The following is a 20,745-nucleotide window of genomic DNA, read 5'->3' on the forward strand; positions in this document are numbered from 1 at the left end:
GGACCCTCACTCTCCGGAGTTGACGGCGCGGATCAGCTCGTCCACGTCCATGTCGTCGACCAGGCCGTCGTCGTCGGCCGCCGTACCGTCCGCCGTGCCGTCGGCGGTGCCGGGTGCCGTGCCGGGCGCGGCGTCCGGCTCGTCGGCGGGTGCCTCACCGGCCGGGGCGAGCATCTCGCCCAGCCGGCGGGCGAGGTCGGTGGGCGTCGGGCAGTCGAAGATGACGGTCGCGGGCAGCCGCAGTCCGGTCGCCCCGGCGAGGCGGTTGCGCAGTTCGACGGCGGTGAGCGAGTCGAAGCCCATCTCGACGAACCCGCGGTCGACGTCCAGCGCGGCGGCCGAGCCGTGGCCCAGCACCGCGGCGGACTGCTTCCTGACCAGCACCACGAGCGCCTGCCGCCGCTCGCCCGCCGTCATCCCGGCGAACTGCTCGGCCCCGCCCGTGTCGGCCGTGCCCGCGCCGGTGGCGGCGGCGCGCTCGGGCCGGGTGCGGCGCGGTGCGAGCTGCCGCATGACCGGCGGCAGGGTGCCCGCGGCGTCCTGGGCGCGCAGTGCCTCGCGGTCGATGTGCGCGGTCACCACGAGCGCCTCGGCGGCCATGGCGCCCTGGTCGAAGAGCGCGAGGCCCTCGGCGGCGGACATCGCCCGGGCGCCGGACCGGGAGAGCCTGTCCCGGTCCTGGGCGTTCATCTGGCCGGTCAGCGCGCTGTCGTTGGCCCACAGGCCCCAGGCGAGCGAGCTGCCCGCCTGGCCGCGCGAGCGGCGGACGGCGGCGAGGGTGTCGAGGAAGACGTTCGCGGCGCCGTAGTTGGCCTGTCCGGGGTTGCCGAGCAGGCCCGCGGCCGAGGAGTACATGACGAACATGCCGAGGTCGAGGTCCGCGGTCAGCTCGTCGAGGTGGACGGCGGCGTCGACCTTGGGCCGCAGGACGGGGGCGAGCCGCTCGGGGGTGAGCGAGCCGAGCACCGTGTCGTCGAGCACGCCCGCGGTGTGCACCACCGCGGTGAGCCCGTGTTCGGCGGGCAGGCCGCCGAGCAGCGCGGCGAGCGCGTCCCGGTCGGCGATGTCGCACGAGGCCACCCGCGCTTCCGCGCCCAGTTCCGCGAGCCGCGCGACGAGTTCGGCCGCGCCCGGCGCGTCCGGGCCCTGGCGGCTGGCCAGCACCAGGTGGCGCATGCCCCACGGTCCTGCGAGGTGCTGGGCGACGAGGGCGCCGAGCGTTCCGGTGCCGCCGGTGACCAGGACGGTGCCCTCGGGGTCGGGCACGGGCGGGATCGTCAGGACGAGCTTGCCGGTGTGCTTGGCCTGCGCCATGTGGCGGAAGGCGGCGGGCGCGTCGCGGACGTCCCAGGTGCGGACGGGCAGCGGCGCGAGCGCGCCGTCCCGCAGCAGGGCGACGATCTCGCCGAGCATGTCCCGCACCTGCTGCGGGCCGAGGTCCGGCACCAGGTCGACCGGGGTGTAGACGACGCCGGGGTGGTCCGCGGCGACCTGGCCGGGGTCGCGCCGGTCGGTCTTGCCCAGCTCGACGAAGTGCCCGCCGCGCGGCAGCACCCGCAGGCCTGCGCCGACGAGGTCGCCGGTCAGCGAGTTGAGGACGGTGTCCACGCCCGCGCCGCCGGTCGCGGCCAGGATCCGGTCGGCGAATCCGGCGTCCCGCGAGGACGCGATGTGCGTGTCGTCCAGGCCCATGAGCCGCAGCGTGTCGTGCTTGCCGGGGCTCGCGGTGGCGAAGACCTCGGCGCCCAGGTGCCGGGCGATCCGGACGGCCGCGGTGCCGACGCCGCCGGCCGCCGCGTGGATCAGGACGCGCTGCCCGGCGCGCAGGCCCGCCGCCCCGGTGAGCGCGAACCAGGCGGTGAGGTACGCGGACGGGACCGCCGCCGCCTGCTCCCAGGTCCAGCCCGCGGGCATCGGCACGACCCAGCGGTGGTCGGTGACCGCCTCGGTGGCGAAGGCGCGCGGCACGAGGCCCAGCACCCGGTCGCCGGGCTTCAGCCCGGTCACGCCGGAGCCGACCGCGGCGACCGTGCCCGCGCCCTCACCGCCGATGAACAGGCCGTCGTCCGGCGGCAGTCCGAGCGCGACGAGCAGATCGTGGAAGGCGATCCCGGCGGCCCGGACCCGGATCCGCACCTGGTCGGCCGCGAGCGGTTCGGCGGTGTCCGGGCAGGGCACGGCGGTCATGGCGTCCAGGACACCGGCCGGGTCGGGTTCGAGCCGCCAGCGTCCGCCGAGCGGTGGGGTCAGCCGCCCCTGCGGGGCGCCGGTCGCCGCGAGGCGCGGGACGAGCAGCGCGCCGCCGCGGATCGCGAGCTGCGGCTCGTCCCCGGCGAGGGCGTGCACGAGGGCGGTGGCCCACTCGTCCTCGTCGAGGTCGGCCAGGACGATCCGGCCCGGGTTCTCGGCCTGCGCCGAGCGGACCAGGCCCCACACCGGGGAGGCGGCCAGGTCGTACACCTCGTCGCCCTCGCCCGCGGGGAGGGCCCGGCGGGTGACGACGACGAGCCGGGTGTCGGCCGTGCGTTCGCTGTCCAGCCAGGCCTGGAGGTCGCCCAGCAGGGCGGCGGTCAGGTCGAGCACCGCACCGGGCAGCACCGCCCCGGCCTCCTTGGCGCAGGGCAGCACGGCGACCCGGGGGGCGGGGGCGCCGCCGTCGAGGGCGGCCAGCAGGGCGGTCAGGTCCGGGTGGGCGGTGAGGGCGACCCCGGCTCCGGGCAGCGCTCCGGTCAGGCCGAAGGGGTCGGTACCGGCGAGCGCCCAGTCGCCCGCGGCGCTCGTCCTGGGCGTCGGGACGGGCGTCCAGTCGAGCCGGAAGAGCGAGCGGGCGGGGCCCGCGGCCGCGGACAGCGCATCGGCCGACACCGGCCGGGTGACGAGGCGTTCGACGGCGAGGACGGGCTCGCCCGTCTCGTCCGCGGCGGTCAGCGCGACCGCGCCCTGCCCGGCAGGTGCGATGCGCACCCGCAGGGTACGGGCGCCGGACGCGAAGAGCTGGACGCCCGTGAGGCTGAACGGCAGCCGCACGGTGCGGCCCTTGCCGTCGCCCTGGTCGGCGTCGGGGGCGAGGACCATGGCGTGCAGGGCGGCGTCGAGCAGCGCGGGGTGCATGCCGTAGCGGCCGGCCTCGTCCTGGACGCCCGCGGGCGGCGCGACCTCGGCGTAGACCTCGTCGCCGCGCAGCCAGGCGCGGGCCAGGCCCTGGAAGGACGGGCCGTAGGTGTAGCCGGCCTCGGCACCGGCCGCGTAGAAGGACTCCTGGTCCATCGCGACGGGTTCGGCGCCGGGCGGCGGCCAGGCGGTGAGGGCGGCGGGGTCGGGGCCGTCGGCCTCGGCGAGCAGCGCGGAGGCGTGCCGGGTCCACTCGCCGTCCTGGCCCTCGGGCCGGGAGTAGACGGCGAGCGGGCGCTGCCCGGTGTCGTCGGGGGCGCCGACCAGGAGCTGGAGGCGCACCGCTTCGGTGCCGCGCAGCAGCAGCGGGGCCTCCAGGGTCAGTTCCTCGACGCGCGGGCAGCCCGCCTCGGCCCCGGCGCGCAGGGCGAGTTCGGCGAAGCCGGTGCCGGGGAGCAGGGCCACCCCGTTGACGGCGTGGTCGGCGAGCCAGGGCCGGGTGGCGGTGGACAGCCGCCCGGTGAGGACCAGGCCGCCGCTGTCGGCGAGTTCGACGGCGGCGCCGAGCAGCGGGTGGTCGGGGGTGCCCACGCCGAGGTCGGCGGGGTCGACGGCGGCGCGGTCCTCCTCCAGCCAGAACCGCTGCCGGTCGAAGGCGTAGGTGGGCAGCGGGACGGAGCGCCCGCCGGGCAGCAGCCGGCCCCAGTCCAGTTCGGCGCCGTTGACCCAGGCCTCGGCGAGGGAGGCGGTGAAGCGGGCGAGGCCGCCCTCGTCGCGGCGCAGCGAGCCGACGGTGACGGGCTCGGCCGCGTCGTCGGCGGACACCGCGGTGTCCATGACGGCGGCGGTGAGCACCGGGTGCGGGGTGACCTCGACGAACATGCTGAAGCCGTTGTCCAGCAGCGCCCTGGTGGCGCGGGCGAAGAGCACCGGCTCGCGCAGGTTGCGGAACCAGTAACCGGCGTCCAGCTGCGTGGTGTCGAGCGGTTCGCCGGTCACCGCGCTGTAGAAGGGGATGCGGGCGCGCTGCGGCGTGATGCCCCCGAGCTGGGCCAGCAGGTCCTCGCGCATCGGCTCGACCTGCGGGGAGTGGGAGGCGTAGGTGACCTCGATGCGGCGGATGCGGATGCCGCGCCGCTCGCACTCCTCGGCCAGCTCGTCGAGGTCGCCGGTCTCCCCGGCGACGACGACCTGCGAGGGGCTGTTGACGGTCGCGATCGTGAGCCGTCCCTCCGCGGGCGCCAGGAGTTCGGCCGCCTGCCGTTCGTCGGTCTGGAGCGAGGCCATGCCGGAGGAGCCGGTGAGCCTGGTGATGGCCAGCGAGCGCAGGGCGACGATCCGCGCCGCGTCCTCCAGCGACAGCGCCCCGGCCACGTGGGCGGCGGCGATCTCGCCCTGGGAGTGGCCGACGACGGCCGCCGGGCTCACCCCGTAGTGCTGCCACAGCCGGGCGAGCGAGACCATCACCGCGAACAGCGCGGGCTGCACGACGTCCACCCGCTCCAGGCCGGGCGCCCCCTCGGCCTGCCGCAGCACGCCGGTGAGCGACCAGTCGGTGTACGGGGCGAGGGCCTGCTCGCACTCGGCGACGGAGGCCGCGAACTCCGGTGAGGTGTCCAGGAGTTCGGCCGCCATCCCGGCCCACTGGGAGCCCTGCCCGGGGAAGACGAACACCACGCGGGGCTTGCGGCGCGCGGTGCCGTGCACCAGCCCGGGGTCGGGCTCGCCGTCGGCGAGCCGGGCCAGCCGGGCGGTGTGGTCCGCGCCCGCGCCGCCCAGCACCACCGCGCGGTGCGGCAGCGCGGCGCGCTGCGCGGCCAGGCTCCAGCCGACGTCGCGGGGCAGCGGTCCGGCGGCGCCGGACCCGTCCGCCAGCGCCTCGGCCAGCTTGCCCGCCTGCTGCCGCAGCGCGGCCGCGGAGGCCGCGGACACGGGCCACAGCACGGGCGGGTCGGTGGGGACGGGCGCCGCGGGCGGTGTGTCGGCCGGTTCGGCGGGCGGCTGTTCGAGGATGAGGTGGACGTTGGTGCCGCTGACGCCGAAGGAGGACACGCCCGCGCGCCGCGGGTGGTCGTCGGCGGGCCACGGCTGCGCCTTGACGGCCAGTTCGACCGCCCCGGCCGTCCAGTCGACCTTGGTGCTGGGCTCGTCCACGTGCAGCGTCGCGGGCACGGTGCCGTGCCGCATGGACAGCACCATCTTCAGCACGCCGACCGCACCGGCCGCGGCCTGCGTGTGGCCGATGTTGGACTTGCCCGAGCCGAGCAGCAGCGGCTTCCCGGCCGGGCGGTCCTGCCCGTAGGTCGCCAGCAGCGCCTGCGCCTCGATGGGGTCGCCCAGCGTGGTGCCGGTGCCGTGCGCCTCGACGACGTCCACGTCCCGCAGCGCGAGCCCGGCGTTGGCCACGGCCTGCCGGATCACCCGCTGCTGGGAGGGGCCGTTGGGGGCGGTCAGGCCGTTGGAGGCGCCGTCCTGGTTCATCGCGGAGCCGCGGATCACCGCGTGCACCTCGTGGCCCCGGCGGCGGGCCTCCGACAGCGGCATGACCAGCAGCAGGCCCATGCCCTCGGAGAAGCCGGTACCGTCGGCGGCCTCGGCGAAGGCCTTGCAGCGCCCGTCCGCGGACAGCGCGCGCTGCCTGCTGAACTCGACGAAGACCTTCGGGCTGGAGATCACCGCGACACCTCCGGCCACCGCCATCGTGCACTCGCCCGAGCGCAGCGCCTGGCAGGCCATGTGCAGCGACACCAGCGCCGACGAGCACGCGGTGTCGATGGTCACCGCCGGGCCCTCCAGCCCGAAGAAGTACGACACCCGGCCCGAGATGACGGCCGGCGTGCTGCCCGTGACGGCGTACCCCTCGGCGCTCGCGGGTGCCAGCGGCGCGCCGGTCGCGTAGTCGGTGGGACCGGCGCCGACGAAGACACCGGTACGGCTGCCGCGCAGGGTCTGCGGGTCGATCCCGGCGTTCTCGAACAGCTCCCAGGCGCCCTCCAGCAGCAGCCGCTGCCGCGGGTCCATCGTGACGGCCTCGCGCGGGGAGATCCCGAAGAACTCCGCGTCGAACTCGCCCGCCTCGTGCAGGAACCCGCTCTCGCTGACGTACGACGTGCCGAGCCGGTCCGGGTCGTCGTCGAACAGCCCGCCCAGGTCCCAGCCGCGGTCGGCGGGGAAGCCGGTGACCGCGTCGCGGCCCTCGGCGAGCAGCCGCCAGTACTCGTCCGGGGTGCTCACCCCGCCGGGCAGCCGGCAGGACATGCCCACGATCGCCATCGGCTCGTCCATCCCGAAGGTGCTCTCGGAGGTGACGGCGGCCTCCTGCGCGGCGGCGGCGCCGGGGATCAGCTCCAGCAGGCAGCCGGTGACGGCCGCGGCGGTCGGGTAGTCGAAAGCGACGGACGCGGGCAGCGTCAGGCCGGTCGCGGTGTTGAGCCGGGTGCGGAACTCCACCGCGGTGACGGAGTCCGAGCCCATCTCGGTGAAGGGCCGGTCGGGGTCCACGTCGGCCGCCCTGCCGAAGCCGAGCACGGCCGCGGCCTCGGTACGGACCAGGTCCAGCACCGCCCACTCGCGTTCCGACTCCGGTGTACCGGCCAGCAGCCGGGCCAGCATGCTGTCTCCGCTCCCGGCGGCGCCCTGGGCGGCGGCGCCCCGGACCTCCGGGAGCGTGTCCAGGAAGGGCCGGGGACGGGCGGCGGTGTAGAGCGGGGCGAAGCGGTCCCACTCGACGTCGGCGATCGTCACGGACGGCTCGTCCCGGCACAGCACCTGCCGCAGCGCCGCCAGCGCCTGCGCCGGGTCCAGCAGCGGCAGGCCCTGGCGCTCGGACTGGCTGGTGAACATCTCCTGCACCTCGGCGTCCTCGGCGTCGTCGCCGAAGGCGTTCCAGAAGCTCCAGGCCACCGCGGTCCCGGCCAGGCCGCGGGCGCGGCGCCGTACCGCGAGGGCGTCGAGATAGCCGTCGGCGGCGGCGAAGGCGCCGTTCTCGGCGGCGCCCCACACGCCCGCGACGGAGGAGAACAGCACGAACGACTCCACCTCCGCCCCGTGCTCGCCCTCCAGCAGCTCGTCGAGCACCCGGGCGCCGGTCGCCTTGGCCCGCAGGGTGCCCGCGAGCTGCGCGAGCGACGTGCCCGCCAGCGGGCCGGGCTCGGGCACGACGGCCGCGTGCAGCACCGTGCGCACCGGGCGCCCGGCGGCGCGGGCCGCGTCCAGCAGCGCGGCCATCGCGGCGGGGTCGGCCGCGTCGGCGGCGGCGAGCGTCACCGCGGTTCCGGCGCGGACGAGTTCGGTCTCCAGTTCGGCCGCGCCCGGGGCGTCCGGGCCGCGCAGGCTCGCCAGGATCACATGCTCGGCGCCGCACGCCGCGAGCCAGCGGGCCAGCCGCCGCCCGAGCCGCCCGGTGCCGCCGGTGACGAGCACGCTGCCGCTCGGCTGCCACGTGCGCGGGGCCGGGCGCCCGTCCACCGGGTCGCGGACCAGACGCCGGACCAGCACACCGCTGTCGCGTACGGCCACATGGTCCTCGGCGCCCATACCGCCGCCCAGCACCGCGCACAGCGCGGCCAGGTGGTCCGCGCCGGGCGCGGCGGGCAGATCGACCAGGCCGCCCCAGCGCTGCGGGGCCTCCAGCCCCGCGACCCGGGCCATGCCCCAGACCTGGGCCTGCCCGGGCGCGGTCAGGTCGCCGCCCTCGGCGCTCACCGCGCCGGTCGTGACGCACCACAGCGGCACGTCGGCCCCCACGTCGCCGAGCGCCTGTACGAGGGCCAGCGTGGCGGCCGTCCCGGCGGGCACGTCCTCGGCGCCGGAGTGCGGGCGGCCGTCCGGCGCGAGCAGCGACAGCACGCCCGCCGCCCGTTCGGCGTCCGCGCCGCGCAGCAGCTCCGCGAACTGCTCGCGGCCGTCGCGCACGGCGTCCGGGTCGAGCGCCACGACCTCCGCGCCGCCCTCGGCCAGGGCCGCCGCGGCGGCCTGCGCGAGAGCCTGCCCCTCTCCCCCGGCCGGGGCCACGACCAGCCAGCGCCCGGTGGGCGCGGCCTCGGCGGGGGCGGCGGCGGGCTGCCAGTCCACGCGGTAGCGCCAGGCGTCGAGTTCACGTCCCGCGAGGTCCGGGACGTCGGTCGGCTCCGGCTCCCGCCCGGCGAAGGCGGGCCGCCAGTCGACGGGGGCGCCCAGCGCGTAGGCGTCGGCGAGCGCGGCGTGGAAGCGGCTCGTGCCGCCGTCGTCACGGCGCAGCGTGCCCAGGGCGCGCGCCCCGCCGCCCGCCCGCTCGGCGGTCTCCTCGACCGCCGGGGTCAGGACCGGATGCGGGCTCGCCTCGACGAGCAGGGTGTGCCCGTCAGCGAGCAGCGCGCCGACCGCCTCCTCGAAGCGGACGCGCTCGCGCAGGCTGTAGTACCAGTAGTCCGCGCCGAGCCGCGCGGTGTCGAGCAGCCCGCCGGTCGCCGAGGAGTAGAACGGCACGGCCGCCGGACGGGGCGTGATACCCGCGAGGACCTCCGCGAGCCGCTCGCGGATCTGCTCCACGTGCGGCGAGTGCGAGGCGTAGTCCACGTCGACCCGGCGGAAGCGGATGCCGCCGCGCTCGCAGACCCCGGCCATCTCCTCCAGCGCGTCCACGTCACCCGCGACCACGGTGCTGGTCGGGCCGTTGACGGCGGCGACCGAGAGCCGGCCCGCGAAACGCCCCAGGATCGCGGTCACGGCGTCCTCGCCGAGCGCGACCGAGGCCATGCCGCCCCGGCCCTCCATCCGGGCCAGCTCGGCGCTGCGCAGCGCCACCACGCGGGCGGCGTCCCGCAGCGACAGCGCTCCGGCGACGTAAGCGGCGGCGATCTCGCCCTGCGAGTGGCCGACGACGGCGGCCGGTTCCACGCCGTACGCGCGCCACAGCGCGGCGAGCGACACCATCACGGCGAAGAGCGTGGGCTGCACGACATCCACCCGGTCGAGCGGGGCCGCGTCCGGCGCACCGGCCACGACATCGGTCAGCGACCAGTCGGTGAACTCGGCCAGCGCCTGCGCGCACTCGCGCATCTGCGCGGCGAACGCGGGCTCCGCGACCATCAGCTCCCGCGCCATACCGGGCCACTGCGCCCCCTGCCCCGGGAAGACCAGCGCGATCTTCGCGCCCCCCGCCACCCCCTGGTGCAGATGCGCGACGGTACGCCCCACGGCGAGAGCGGCGAGCGCGTCCCCGAACCCCTTGGCATCGGCGGCCAACACGACCGCCCGGTGCACCCCGTTTCCCGTGCGGAGCAGCTCCCCGCCGACCCCGCCGGCAACGGCGGCGTCCCCCGCCCCGGGCAGGGTGGCGTCCGCCAGCAGGCCGGTGCCGGTGCCGGGCGCGGTGGCGCCGGACAGCGCGCCGGCCCCGGGCAGGGTGGCGCCCGGCGTCGCGTCGGTCCCGGGCAGCGCGGCTTCCGCTGTCGCGCCGGATACGGGCACGGTGGCGCCCGGCGTCCCGTCGGCCCCGGGCAGCTCAACTCCCGCTGCCACACCGGAACCGGGCACGGTGTGCTCCGGCAGCAGGCCGGTGCCAGGCACCGTGGCGCCCGACAGCACGTCCGCCCCGGGCGCGCCGGTCCCTGACACAGCGCCAGTCCCGGGCACGGTGGCGTCCGGCAGCACACCAGCCCCGGGCAGGGTGGCGCCCGGCGTCCCGTCGGCCCCGGGCAGCGCGGCTTCCGCTGTCGCGCCGGATACGGGCACGGTGGCGCCCGGTGACGTGTCGGGGGGTGCGGCTGCTGCCAGGGCCGCGCCCATTGCTGTGAGGTCGGCGCCGGGGGTGGCCGCCTCTGAGAGGGCGGTCGCGCGGGCTCGCAGGCCTGTCGCGCTCGCGGCGGAGAGGACCCAGGGGATCCGGGGGCGGCCGCCGGGGAGTTCGGCCTCTTCGCGGTACCAGTGGCGCTGGTGCTGCCACGGGTAGGCGGGGAGGCTCACCGGCGGGCGGGCGGACTTCGGCTGGGCGGGCACCGCACCGGCGGCGAGGAGTGCGGCGGCGGTGGCCGCGAGGCGCTCCAGGGGGTCGTCGGTGTCCACGGGCGCGCCGAGTGCGGCCAGTTCCTCCGGGAGGTCGCGCGGCAGCACGTCGAGGAGGACGTCCACGCCCTCCGCTGCCAGGTCCGCCGCGAGGGTGCCGGACAGTGGGGCGGCGACACCGCGGGCGCGGGCGGCGAGGTCGCCGGGCTTGGCGGCGGGTTCCGCGCCGTCCGCGGGGATCTCGGGGAGCGCGGCGGGGCGCAGTGCGGCGCCGGACTCCTGCCCGGCGGCCAGCCGCAGCGCGTCGTCGAGGTCGATCCGGCCCGCGGCCCAGGCGGCGCCCAGCTCGCCCGCGCCCTGGCCGGTCACGGCGTCGGTCGCGAGCCCGACGGCGGTCCACAGCCGGGCGGCGGCGACGTGGTGGCACAGCAGGTACGCGGCGGCCGGTGCGGCGGGCGGCTCGCCGAAGGGGTCGATCCGTTCGCCGGTCAGCGCGGTCAGCCGCTCGGCGCAGGCGCGCAGCGCGTCCGCGTACTCCGGTATCGCGGTGAGCTGTTCGCGCAGGGGCGCGGACGGCGGTTCGGCGCCGAAGAGGAAGCCGGTGGTGCGTTCGGTGCCGTCGGACACCTGGGCGGTCCGTACGGCGGGGGTGCTGCCGCCGCGGGCGGCGACCTCCAGGGCCGCGGCCAGCGCTTCGGCGTCCCGGCCGGTGACGGCGAGCCGGTGGCCCAGCCAGGAGCGCCGGTAGGCGGCGGTGAAGACGATGTCGTCGACCTCCGCGGGGGCGGCGCGCAGCCGGGCGGCGAGGCGTCCGGCGGCCTGCCGCAGCGCGGGTTCGGCCGCCGCGGTGACCATGAGGACGTACGGGGCGCGGCGCGGCGGCAGCGGCGCGGGCGCGGGGGCCGCGGGCGGCTGCTCGACGACGACGTGCGCGTTGCTGCCGGTGAAGCCGAAGGCGCTGACGCCCGCGCGCCGCGGGTGGTCGCGTTCGGGCCAGGCACGGCGCGAGGTCACGACGGAGACGGGCAGGGTGTCCCAGTCGATGTGCGAGGAGGGCCTGTTCAGCGGCTGCGGCGGCAGCTCGCCGCGGTGCACGGCGAGGACGACCTTGAGCAGGCCGGTGACGCCGGCGGCGGCCTCCAGGTGGCCGACGCTGGCCTTGGCCGCGCCGATCAGCAGGTTCTCGTCCGCGGCCCGCCCGGAGCCGAGCGCCTCGGCGAGCGCGCGCACCTCGATGGGGTCGCCCAGCGGGGTGCCGGTGCCGTGCGCCTCGACGTAGTCCACGTCGCGCGGGGCCCAGCCCGCGGCCCGCACCGCGCGGCGGATGACGGCGACCTGCGCGGACGCGTTGGGCACGGTCATGCCGCCGCTGGCGCCGTCCTGGTTGACGGCCGAGCCGCGGATCACGGCGTAGACGCGGTCGCCGTCGCGCCGGGCGGCGGACAGCGGCTTGAGGACGAGCGCGGCCGCGCCCTCACCGCGGCCGTAGCCGTCGGCGGCCTCGTCGAAGGTCTTGCAGCGCCCGTCGGGGGCGAGCGCGCCCGCGCCCGCCATCGACACCGACACGGTGGGCGCGGCGACGACGTTGGCGCCGCCGACGACGGCGACCTCGCAGTCGCCCTCGCGCAGGCCCTGGCAGGCCAGGTGCACGGCGGTCAGCGAGGAGGAGCACGCGGTGTCCACGGCGATGCTGGGGCCGCTGAGCCCGAGGAAGTACGACAGGCGCCCCACGGCGGCGGCGAAGGTCGTGCCGGTGCCGTAGAAGTGGTCGACGTCGGCCATGTCGCGGGTCAGCAGTTGCTGGTAGTCGGCGGTGTTGAGGCCGAAGTACACGCCGACGTCCTTGCCCGCCTGCGCCGCGGGCGGCGTGCCCGCGTCCTCCATCGCCTCCCAGGCGACCTCCAGCAGCAGCCGGTGCTGCGGGTCGAGCGCCTTCGCCTCGCGCGGCGAGACGCGGAAGAACGGCGCGTCGAAGCCGGTGACGTCGTCGAGGAAGCCGCCGCGCAGCGGCACGCCGGGCGCGGCCTCGGCCCACATCGGGTCGGCGCGGCGGGCGGCGGGCAGGTCGCGGACGGCGTCGCGGCCCTCGGTGAGCATCGCCCAGAACTGGTCGGGCGAGTTGGCGCCGGGCAGCCGGCAGGCCATGCCGACGACGGCGACGGCGTCGTCCTCCGTCTCCGCGGAGCCGGAGCCGGAGCCGGGGCCCGAGCCGGGAGCCGCCGAGGCGGCGCCCTGGGCGGGGCCGTCCTGCGGCGCGGCCTCGGCGAGGTACGCGGCGAGCGCATCCACGGTCGGCTGCTCGAAGACGATGGTGGTGGGCAGTTCCACGCCGAAGTCGGCGGCGAGCCGGTCGCGCAGCTCGACGGCGGTGAGCGAGTCGAGGCCCTGGTCGAACAGCCCGCGGCGGCGGGCGGGCCGCTGCCCGTCGGCGAAGCCGAGCACGGTGGCGACGTGCTCCTCGACGCGCCGCAGCACCTCCCGGTCACCGCGCCCGCGCGCACCCGCACCGTTCGCGGCGCCCGAACCACCCGCGTGACCAACACCGTTGACCGCGTCCGCGCCGTTCTCGCGGCCCGAACCACCCGCGTGGCCAACACCGTTGACCGCGTCCGCGCCGTCCGCGCGGCCCGAACCACCCGCGTGGCCCGCACCGTTGGCGTACCCCCCACCCTTCGCCGCGGCGGAGCCGTCCGCCGGGTGGGCGAGCATCTCGCCGATGACGCGTCCCGCGTCGTCCAGCAGGCTCAGCCGGACCTGGGCCGGGGCCGCCGTCGCGGCGGCCGTGCCGCCCTGGTCGCCGGGCTCGACGCCCGGGAGCCAGTGGCGGGCGCCGCCCCACGAGGGGGTGGGCAGGGTGCGGTAGCGGGCGGGGGTGCCGGTGAGGCGGGTCCAGTCGACCTCGACGCCGCCGACGTGCAGGCGGGCGGCGGCGCGGTGCAGGGCGAGCAGCCCGTCCTCGCCGCGGCGCAGGGTCGCGGTGACGGGCCCGCGGCGGCTCCGGTGCCGTACGGCGTCGGTGAGCTGGCGGTTCAGGCTGGGGTGCGGGCCGATCTCGACGAGGGCCCGCTCGCCGTCGGCGAGCAGCGCGTCCACGGCGGGCCACAGCAGCACGGGGTCGGTGAGGTTGCGTTCCCAGTAGGCGGCGTCGAAGGTGACGCCGGTCTCGCCGGGCAGCACGCTGGAGAGCAGCGGCACCGCGGGGGCGCCGGGGGTGAGACCGGCGAGCGCCTCCCGCAGCAGGGGGCCGCACGCGGCGACCACCGGGCTGTGGAAGGCGTAGTCGCCGGCCAGCTTCTTACATCGCAGGCCACGTGCCTCGGCGGCGCCTGCGGCCCGGTCGACCGCGTCCGCGGGCCCGCTGAGGACGACGGCCTCGGGCCCGTTGACGGCGGCGACCACGACCGGAAGCCCGGCTTCGGCGAGCAGCGCCTCGGCGGTCGCGCGGTCGGTGCGGACGGCGAGCATCGCGCCGTGGCCCGCGGTCTCCTGGAGGATCTGGCCGCGCCGGACGGCGAGGGTGACGGCCTCGCCGCGGGTGAGGACGCCCGCGGCGTGCGCGGCGGCGATCTCGCCGACGCTGTGGCCGAGTACGGCGGCGGGCCGGATCCCGGCGGAGGCGAGCCACGCGGTCACCGCCGACTGGACGGCGAGCAGCGCGGGCTGGGCGTAGTCGGTGCGGTCGAGGCGGCTGTCCTCGGCGCGCCGCAGTTCCTCGACGAGCGACCAGGGCAGGTCCTGCCGGATCAGCGCGTCGTACTCGTCGAGGACGTCCCGGACGACGGGCGAGGTCTCGTACAGGTCGACGGCCATGCCCGCCCACTGGGCACCCTGGCCGGAGTAGACGAAGACCGGCTCGGGGGCGTTCTCGGGGTCGGCGGTGCCGGTGCAGGCGCCTTCGGCGTCGTCGTCGGCCAGGGCCGCGGCCAGGTCCGCCAGGCTCGCGGCGACGGCGGCGAAGCGGTGCCGCTCGTGGGTGCGCCGGGTGGCGGCGGAGGCGAGCAGGTCGCCGGGCTGGTCCCCGTCGGCGGCGAGGCGTTCGCGCATCCCGGCGAGCTGCCCGGCCAGGCCTTCCTCGTGGAAGGCGGAGGCGAGCAGGACGTAGGGGCCTGCGGGGCGTTCTTCCGCGTCGGCGGCGGGGACGGGGGCGACGCCCTCGGCGATGACGTGGACGTTGGTGCCGCTGAGGCCCGAGGAGCTGACGCCGACCCGCAGCGGGCGGCCGGTCCCGGTGAGATCGACGGGGCCGAGGGGGACGGCCATCGTGCCGCGCTTCCACGGCACCGCGGAGGTGAGCCGCCCGGGGTCGGGCTGCGCGGGCACCTCCTGGGAGCCGATCACCCACAGGCCCTTGAGCAGGCCCGCGACACCGGCGGCGCCGTCGGTGTGCCCGAAGATGCCCTTGTTGGAGCCGACGTACAGGGGCCGCAGGCCGCTCTCCCGGTCGCGCCCGTAGACCTCGTGCAGCGCCATGAGTTCGACCTGGTCGCCGAGCGGGGTGCCGGTGCCGTGCGCCTCCACGTAGTCGAGGTCGGAGGCGGCGAGCCCGGCGGTGCCGAGGGCGGTGCGCAGCAGTTCGGCCTGGGCGGCGCCGTTGGGGGCGGTGATGCCGAGGCTGCGGCCGTCGTGGTTGGCGGCGGAGGAGCGGATGACGGCGTAGACGCGGTCGTGGTCGGCGAGCGCGTCGGAGAGCCGTTTGAGGACGACGACGCCGCAGCCCTCGGAGCGCAGGATGCCGTCGGCGTCGGCCGCGAAGGGGCGGCAGCGGCCGGTCGGCGAGATGGCGCCGATGCGGTTCATGAAGACGGTCAGCTCGGGCGACATCATCAGGTTGACGCCGCCCGCGAGCACGACGTCGGTCTCGCCGGAGCGCAGGCTCTGGCTCGCCAGGTGCACCGCGAGCAGCGAGGAGGAGCACGCGACGCTGAGCGAGGCCATGGGCCCGCGCAGGTCGAAGGTGTAGGCGAGCCGTCCGGCCGCGAAGCTGAACTCGTTGCCGCTGCCGTAGTGCGGGCCGATGCCCTGGACGCCGAGGGTCTTGCTGTGCAGCGTGGCGTAGTCGTGGGCGAACAGGCCGAAGTAGGCGCCGGTGCGGGTGCCGCGCCAGGCGTCGGCGGGGCGCCCGGAGTCGCTCATCGCCTCCCACGCCACTTCGAGCAGCAGCCGCTGCTGGGGGTCCATCGCCCCGGCCTCGCGGGGGGAGATCCCGAACCAGGCGGCGTCGAAGCGGTCGATGTCGTCGAGGAAGCCGCCCATGTGGGTGGCGCCCTCGTCCTGGTGCGCGGCCTCGCGGCTCCAGCGGGTCGCGGGGACCTCGGTGAAGACGGGGCTCGCCGAGCGCAGGGTGGCGCCGAAGGAGGCGAAGTCGCGGACCCCGCCGGGGTAGCGGCAGCCGATGCCGACGACGGCGATCGGTTCGGCCTGCGGAGGGGTCGGGCTCGTCAGCGGTCGTTCAGCCATTGAAGAATTCCTTGCTCTACAATGATCATCCGCAATTCGGCATCGGGATCCCCGTGGGACACCGAAGGGGGCGACCGATGGGTGAGCCGCACCTCGCGGGGTCCGGCTACGTCGTCGTCTGGGTGGCGGCGGGCGATCCGCCCGGCGGGCCGCCGGAGGATCTGGAGCAGCGCGCCGCGGTCTACCGCGGGACGCGCGCCGCCGCGCATCGGGTCGGCCGGGAGCTGGTCGCGGCGTACACGTCGTGTCCGCCGGAGCAGCAGGCCTGGGAGCGCGATCCGCGGGGGCGCCCGCTGGTCGTCGAGCCCGGCGGCCTGCACGTGAGCCTCAGTCACGCGGGCGGTGTGGTGGCCGCGGCGCTGGCGTGGGACGCGCCGGTCGGGGTGGACGTCGAACGGCTGCGGCCGCTGCCGGACCGTGGCGCGATGGCCCGTACCGCGCTCGCCGGCAGTGAGCGCGCGGCCGTCGACGCACTGCCCGAGGAGCGGCGGGACGCGCAGGTGCTGCGCTTCTGGACGCGCAAGGAGGCGGTCGCCAAGGCGCTGGGCAGCGGACTGGCCACGCAGTTGCGCGGCATCGTCACGACGGCCCATGGCGCTGTGGTGTCCCTTCCCGACGGGTGCGGTGACCTCTCCGCGTGGTCGCTGGCCGATCTCCCCGCGCCGGGCGACGTGCTCGCCGCGGTCGCGGTCCGGGCGCCGGGCGTACGGGCGGTGGCCCGCACGCTGGCGCTCCCCGCGGACCCGCCGCCGCCCCCGGGCGGGGACGGCACGGGGCCGCGGGGCTGAGGACGTACGGGTGGCTACACCGTCGGCGCGAGCACCGGGGCGCGCAGGGTGCCCAGGTAGGAGTGCCACAGGTGGGTGGGGTCGTTCTCTACGGCGAGCACCGTCTCGCGCATGACGCGCAGCACCTCGGGCTCGTCGCCGTCGTAGACGTCGCCCTGGAGCAGCCGGACGACGTCGAGCCGGTAGCGGGGGTCGGCCACGAAGGTGGTGAAGAGGATGTTCAGCCGGTAGTAGACCGAGATGAACTGGTACCAGTTGCGCACGCCGCTGCGGATCTTCTTCTCGTAGCCCTCGAAGGCGGCCTTGGAGAAGTCGCCGGTCTCGTTGGCCTTGACGATGTCGGCGCAGGCCAGCCGGGCGCTGTTGAGGGCGACGCTGACACCGCTGGAGAAGATCGGGTCGACGAACCGCGCGGCGTCGCCGAGCAGCACGAAGCGGTCGCCGGTCAGCTCCGTCATGGCGTAGCTGTAGTCGGCCTCGACCGTGAACTCCTTGACCTGGGTGGTCTTCTGGAGCGCCTCGTAGAGGTCCGGGCGGCTCTCCAGGAAGCTCCAGAAGAACTTCTCCCGGTCCGTGTTCGCCTTGGCGAACTGGGACTTCTGCGTGACGACGCCGATGCTGGTGACGGTGTCGGTGATCGGGATCTGCCAGACCCAGGTGTCGCTGATCGGCAGGAAGTGGATGTAGATGTAGTCGACCTTCTCGGGGCTGTTGGCGACCGCCGAGCGGTCCAGGCCCTCGAACCAGCCGTGGATGGCGTACTGGTCGAAGACCGGGTCGGGCTCCTTCAGGCCGAGCTGGCGGCCGAGCAGGGTCTGCCGGCCGGAGGCGTCGATCACCATCTTGGCGGTGACGTCGATCTCCTTGGGGCCGACCTTGACGTTCAGCGTGACCTGGTCGGGGTCGGAGAAGTCCACCCGCATCGCGCGGACGCCCTGGAAGACCTTGGCGCCCAGGCTCTCGGCGTGCTTGAGCAGGATGAGGTCGAACTTGCTGCGGTCGACGTGGAAGGTGTAGTCGCGGTCCACACCGTCCTGGTCGCGCTCGCTGAACAGGATGTCGGCGGTGCCCAGTTCGTGGGTGAAGGCGGTCGTGGCGCTGCCGCTGACGTTGCGCGGCATGGAGGACGTCCACGCGGCGCCGTACTTGCGGGGGAAGCCGGCCGCCTCGATCTTCGGCATCGCGCCGGTCTCCAGCAGCACCCGGGTGGTGGCCGGGACGAGCGACTCGCCCACGTGCGGGCGGGGGAAGTTGGCACCCTCGAAGACGGCGACGGACATCCCGGCCTTGGCCAGGTAGGAGGCGGCACTGGAACCGGCGGGGCCGCCGCCGACGATCACGACGTCGTAGTCGGTACTCATGGTTCTCAGACACCTTCCGTCGGGAGGGGCAGCAGGCCGGACACGAGCTTGGTGATGGCGGCGATGTCTCGGAAGTTCGCCGCGTTGATCGACGACAGGGGTACGTCCACGCGCAGCTCCTCGCGCAGGAAGTTCAGCAGCAGCGCGCTGTTCATCGAGTTGAGGACCTCCCACTCCAGGAGCGGGGTGGACTCGGTCAGCTCGCCCTTCGGGTCGCCGTCGAGAAAGGTCTCGCTGATGAAGGCCGTGATGCGCTGCTTGACCTCGTCGGGTGTCATTGCGCTGTCCCTTCCGCCGGGAGGTGTCGTCGTGCTCGGGTTCATGGGTTCTTCGCCTCCGGCCGTCCGGCGCGGGTCGTCAGCGCCGGGCGGTCGATCTTGCCGTTGCCGTTGCGGGGCAGCGGCGTCAGGATCCGCACCTCGTCGGCGACCATGTAGCGCGGCAGGTGCTGCGAGAGGTGCCGGCGCAGGGCCAGGGCGCCCAGGTCGCTGCCCGGCCGCGGCGCCGCGAAGACGACCAGCCGGGTGTCGACGCCCTCGCCGGCCGCCACCGCGGCGGCCTCCGCGACATCCGGGTGGTTCTCCAGCACCGCCTCGACCTCGCCCAGTTCGACGCGGTGCCCGCGGATCTTGACCATGTGGTCGCGCCGCCCGACGTAGTCGAACGCGCCGCCGGGCAGGATCCGGACCAGGTCGCCGGTGCGGTAGGTGCCCTGCTGCGCGGGGTGGCCCCAGTAGCCGGCCATCACGGTGGGGCCGTCCACGACGAGTTCGCCCTCCTCGCCGGGTCCTGCGGTGCCGCCGTCGTCGCGTACCGCCCAGACCCGGTCGCCGCTGGCGGGGATGCCGATCGGGACGGGCCGGTCGCGGTCCAGGTCGGCCTTGCCGACCTCGTGGAAGGTGCACACGTTGGTCTCGGTCGGCCCGTAGAGGTTCATCAGCCGCGCGCCGGTCCAGCCCGCCAGGTCGCGCAGCTGGGCGATGGGGAAGGGCTCGCCCGCGAAGAGCACGGTGTGCAGGGCCTTCGGGGCGGGGCGGTCGAGCAGCCCGCCGTACCGCATCATCACCGCGAGGGCGGACGGCACCGAGTACCAGACGGTGATCGCCTCGCTGTGCAGGTACTCGACGAGCTGGGCCGGGGCGAAGGACAGCTCCGGCGGCACCAGGTGGACCGACGCCCCGGCGCGGAAGGCGACATAGAGGTCGAGCACCGACAGGTCGAAGGCGAAGGGGGCGTGGTTGGCGAACCGGTCGTCGCCGTCCGGCGCCACCACCTCGTGCGCCCAGTTCACGAAGGCCAGCGCGTTGCGGTGGGTCAGGCACACGCCCTTGGGGGTGCCGGTGGAACCGGAGGTGTACAGGATGTACGCCAGGTCGCCGGGCTCGGTGGCGGTGTTGACGGGCGGGGCCGGGTCGAGCGGGGCGTCGAGGTCGTCGCAGACCACGCCCGCGTCGAGATCGGCCGAAATCCGCTGCATCCGGTCCGCGGTGGTCATGACGGCGCGGGCCGCGCAGTCCCGGGCGATGGTGGCGACCCGGTGCACCGGGCTGCTGCCGTCGACGGGCACGTAGGCCGCGCCGAGCCGCAGCACCGCCTGCATCGCGGCCACCACCGCGGGGCTCTTGGCCGCCCACAGCACGACTCGGTCGCCGCGCCGGACACCCTGCCGGGCGAGCCGGGCGGCCATCGCGTCGGCGGCGGTGTCGAGTTCGGCGTAGCTGAGGCCGCCGTCCGGGCCGCTCACGGCCAGGGCGCCGGGCCGCCGGGCGGCGGCGTCGACGACGAGCTGGTGGAGGGTCACAGCCCCGTCTCCCTCGCGATGAGTTCGAGCTGGATCTCGGTCGTCCCGGAGAAGATCGTGGTGGGCAGGCAGTCACGCAGCTGCTGGTCGATCCCGGCACCCGCCACGTACCCGGCCGACCCGAACAGCTGGACCGCGTCCAGGCTGTTGGCGACCGCGGCCTCGGAGACCGCGGTCTTCGCCATGGCGATGGCGGTGACGTCGGTGCGGCCCACGTCGAGCAGCCAGCAGGCGCGGTAGAGCAGCAGCCGGGCGCTCTCCAGCCGCTGCCGCATGCGGGCGACGCGGTGCGAGACGGCCTGGAAGCCGGCGATCTTCCGCCCGAACTGCCGCCGTTCGGTGGTGTGCCGTACGCACTCGGCGAGCTGCCGCTCCATCAGGCCGAGGTAGGCGGCGAACAGGCAGCCGCGCTCCCACGCCATGGAGTGCTGGAAGATCGCCCCGCCGCTGCCCTCGGCCCCGAGCAGGTAGCGCTCGGGCACCACGCAGCCGTCGAAGCGCACCCGCGCGGCGAGGCAGCCGTCGAGCCCCATCTTCGGCAGCGGCTCGCCGACGGTGATGCCGTCGAGGTCGCGCGGCACGGCGAAGGCCGAGATGCCGAGGAAGCCCGCGGCCGGGTCGGTGACCGCGTAGGTGACGAAGACGTCCGCGACGGGCGCGTTGCTGACGAAGGACTTCTCCCCGTCGAGCACGTAGCCGCCGTCGGTGCGCGTCGCGGTGGTGCGGATGCGGCCGACGTCGGAGCCCGCCTCGTCCTCGGTCATGGCGTTGCCCGCGATCACGTCGCCGGACGCCATCCCCGCGAGCAGCTCCCTGGCGCCCTGGGCCCCGAACTCCCCCACGGGCACGGCGCAGGACAGCAGGTGCGCGGCGATCCCGAAGACCAGGCCCATGTCGGAGCAGGCCGCGCCGAAGGCCTCCAGGGCCAGCGCGGTGTCCAGCGCGCCGAGGCCGGATCCGCCGTGCTCAACGGGCAGGCACAGCCCGGTCAGGCCGCTGCCGGCGATGTTCTTCCACGCCAGGCGGACCAGCTCGGGGTCCGTGGTCGTCTCGTGCGCGGCCAGCCGCCTGGTGACGGCGGCGGTGACGGCGGCGCGGCGCTCGACCTGAGTCGGTGACAGCTCGAAGTCCATCGGTCAGGCGTTTTCCGGTGCGTATTCAATCGCTGCCAATTCAATCCCACCTCGATTGCCGTGCCCAGAAAATGAAGGTGCCGCGACTGTGGTATTTCTGGTCCGACACA

General features: G+C 76.0%; 6 protein-coding genes. 1 reads left to right on the plus strand and 5 read right to left on the minus strand.

The window, feature by feature from the left end; genetic code table 11:
- Positions 1 to 6: 6 nt before the first annotated feature.
- Positions 7 to 15,552: an SDR family NAD(P)-dependent oxidoreductase gene (locus ACH4PY_RS23485; protein ID WP_398186155.1), complete on the minus strand. Its 15,546-nt coding sequence runs from the start codon at positions 15,550 to 15,552 to the stop codon at positions 7 to 9.
- A gap of 77 nt (positions 15,553 to 15,629) precedes the next feature.
- On the opposite strand from ACH4PY_RS23485, the gene ACH4PY_RS23490 reads away from it, so the two are divergent.
- Complete coding sequence (locus tag ACH4PY_RS23490; RefSeq protein ID WP_398186159.1) at positions 15,630 to 16,340, plus strand: 4'-phosphopantetheinyl transferase family protein; 711 nt, start codon at positions 15,630 to 15,632, stop codon at positions 16,338 to 16,340.
- Between the two features lie 14 nt (positions 16,341 to 16,354).
- On the opposite strand, the gene ACH4PY_RS23495 is transcribed toward ACH4PY_RS23490, so the two are convergent.
- Genes ACH4PY_RS23495 through ACH4PY_RS23510 form a run of 4 tightly spaced genes read right to left on the minus strand, consistent with a single transcriptional unit; the run spans position 16,355 to position 20,635 of the window.
- Entirely contained in the window at positions 16,355 to 17,701 is a 1,347-nt protein-coding gene (locus ACH4PY_RS23495; RefSeq protein ID WP_398186162.1) for an NAD(P)/FAD-dependent oxidoreductase, read from the minus strand.
- A gap of 5 nt (positions 17,702 to 17,706) precedes the next feature.
- A complete protein-coding gene (locus ACH4PY_RS23500; RefSeq protein WP_031522765.1) occupies positions 17,707 to 17,979 on the minus strand; it encodes an acyl carrier protein in 273 nt (90 codons plus the stop codon).
- A 41-nt stretch (positions 17,980 to 18,020) separates the two neighbouring features.
- Positions 18,021 to 19,502 carry an amino acid adenylation domain-containing protein gene (locus ACH4PY_RS23505; RefSeq protein WP_398186165.1) on the minus strand — a complete coding sequence of 494 codons (1,482 nt, stop codon included), beginning with the start codon at positions 19,500 to 19,502 and terminating at the stop codon, positions 18,021 to 18,023.
- On the minus strand, positions 19,499 to 20,635 hold the full coding sequence (locus ACH4PY_RS23510) for an acyl-CoA dehydrogenase family protein (RefSeq protein WP_398186168.1): 1,137 nt from the start codon (positions 20,633 to 20,635) through the stop codon (positions 19,499 to 19,501). Before ACH4PY_RS23510 ends, ACH4PY_RS23505 begins: the two co-directional genes overlap by 4 nt.
- Between the last annotated feature and the right edge of the window lie 110 nt (positions 20,636 to 20,745).

Source organism: Streptomyces sp. NPDC021224, assembly GCF_044332905.1.
Taxonomy (GTDB): domain Bacteria; phylum Actinomycetota; class Actinomycetes; order Streptomycetales; family Streptomycetaceae; genus Actinacidiphila.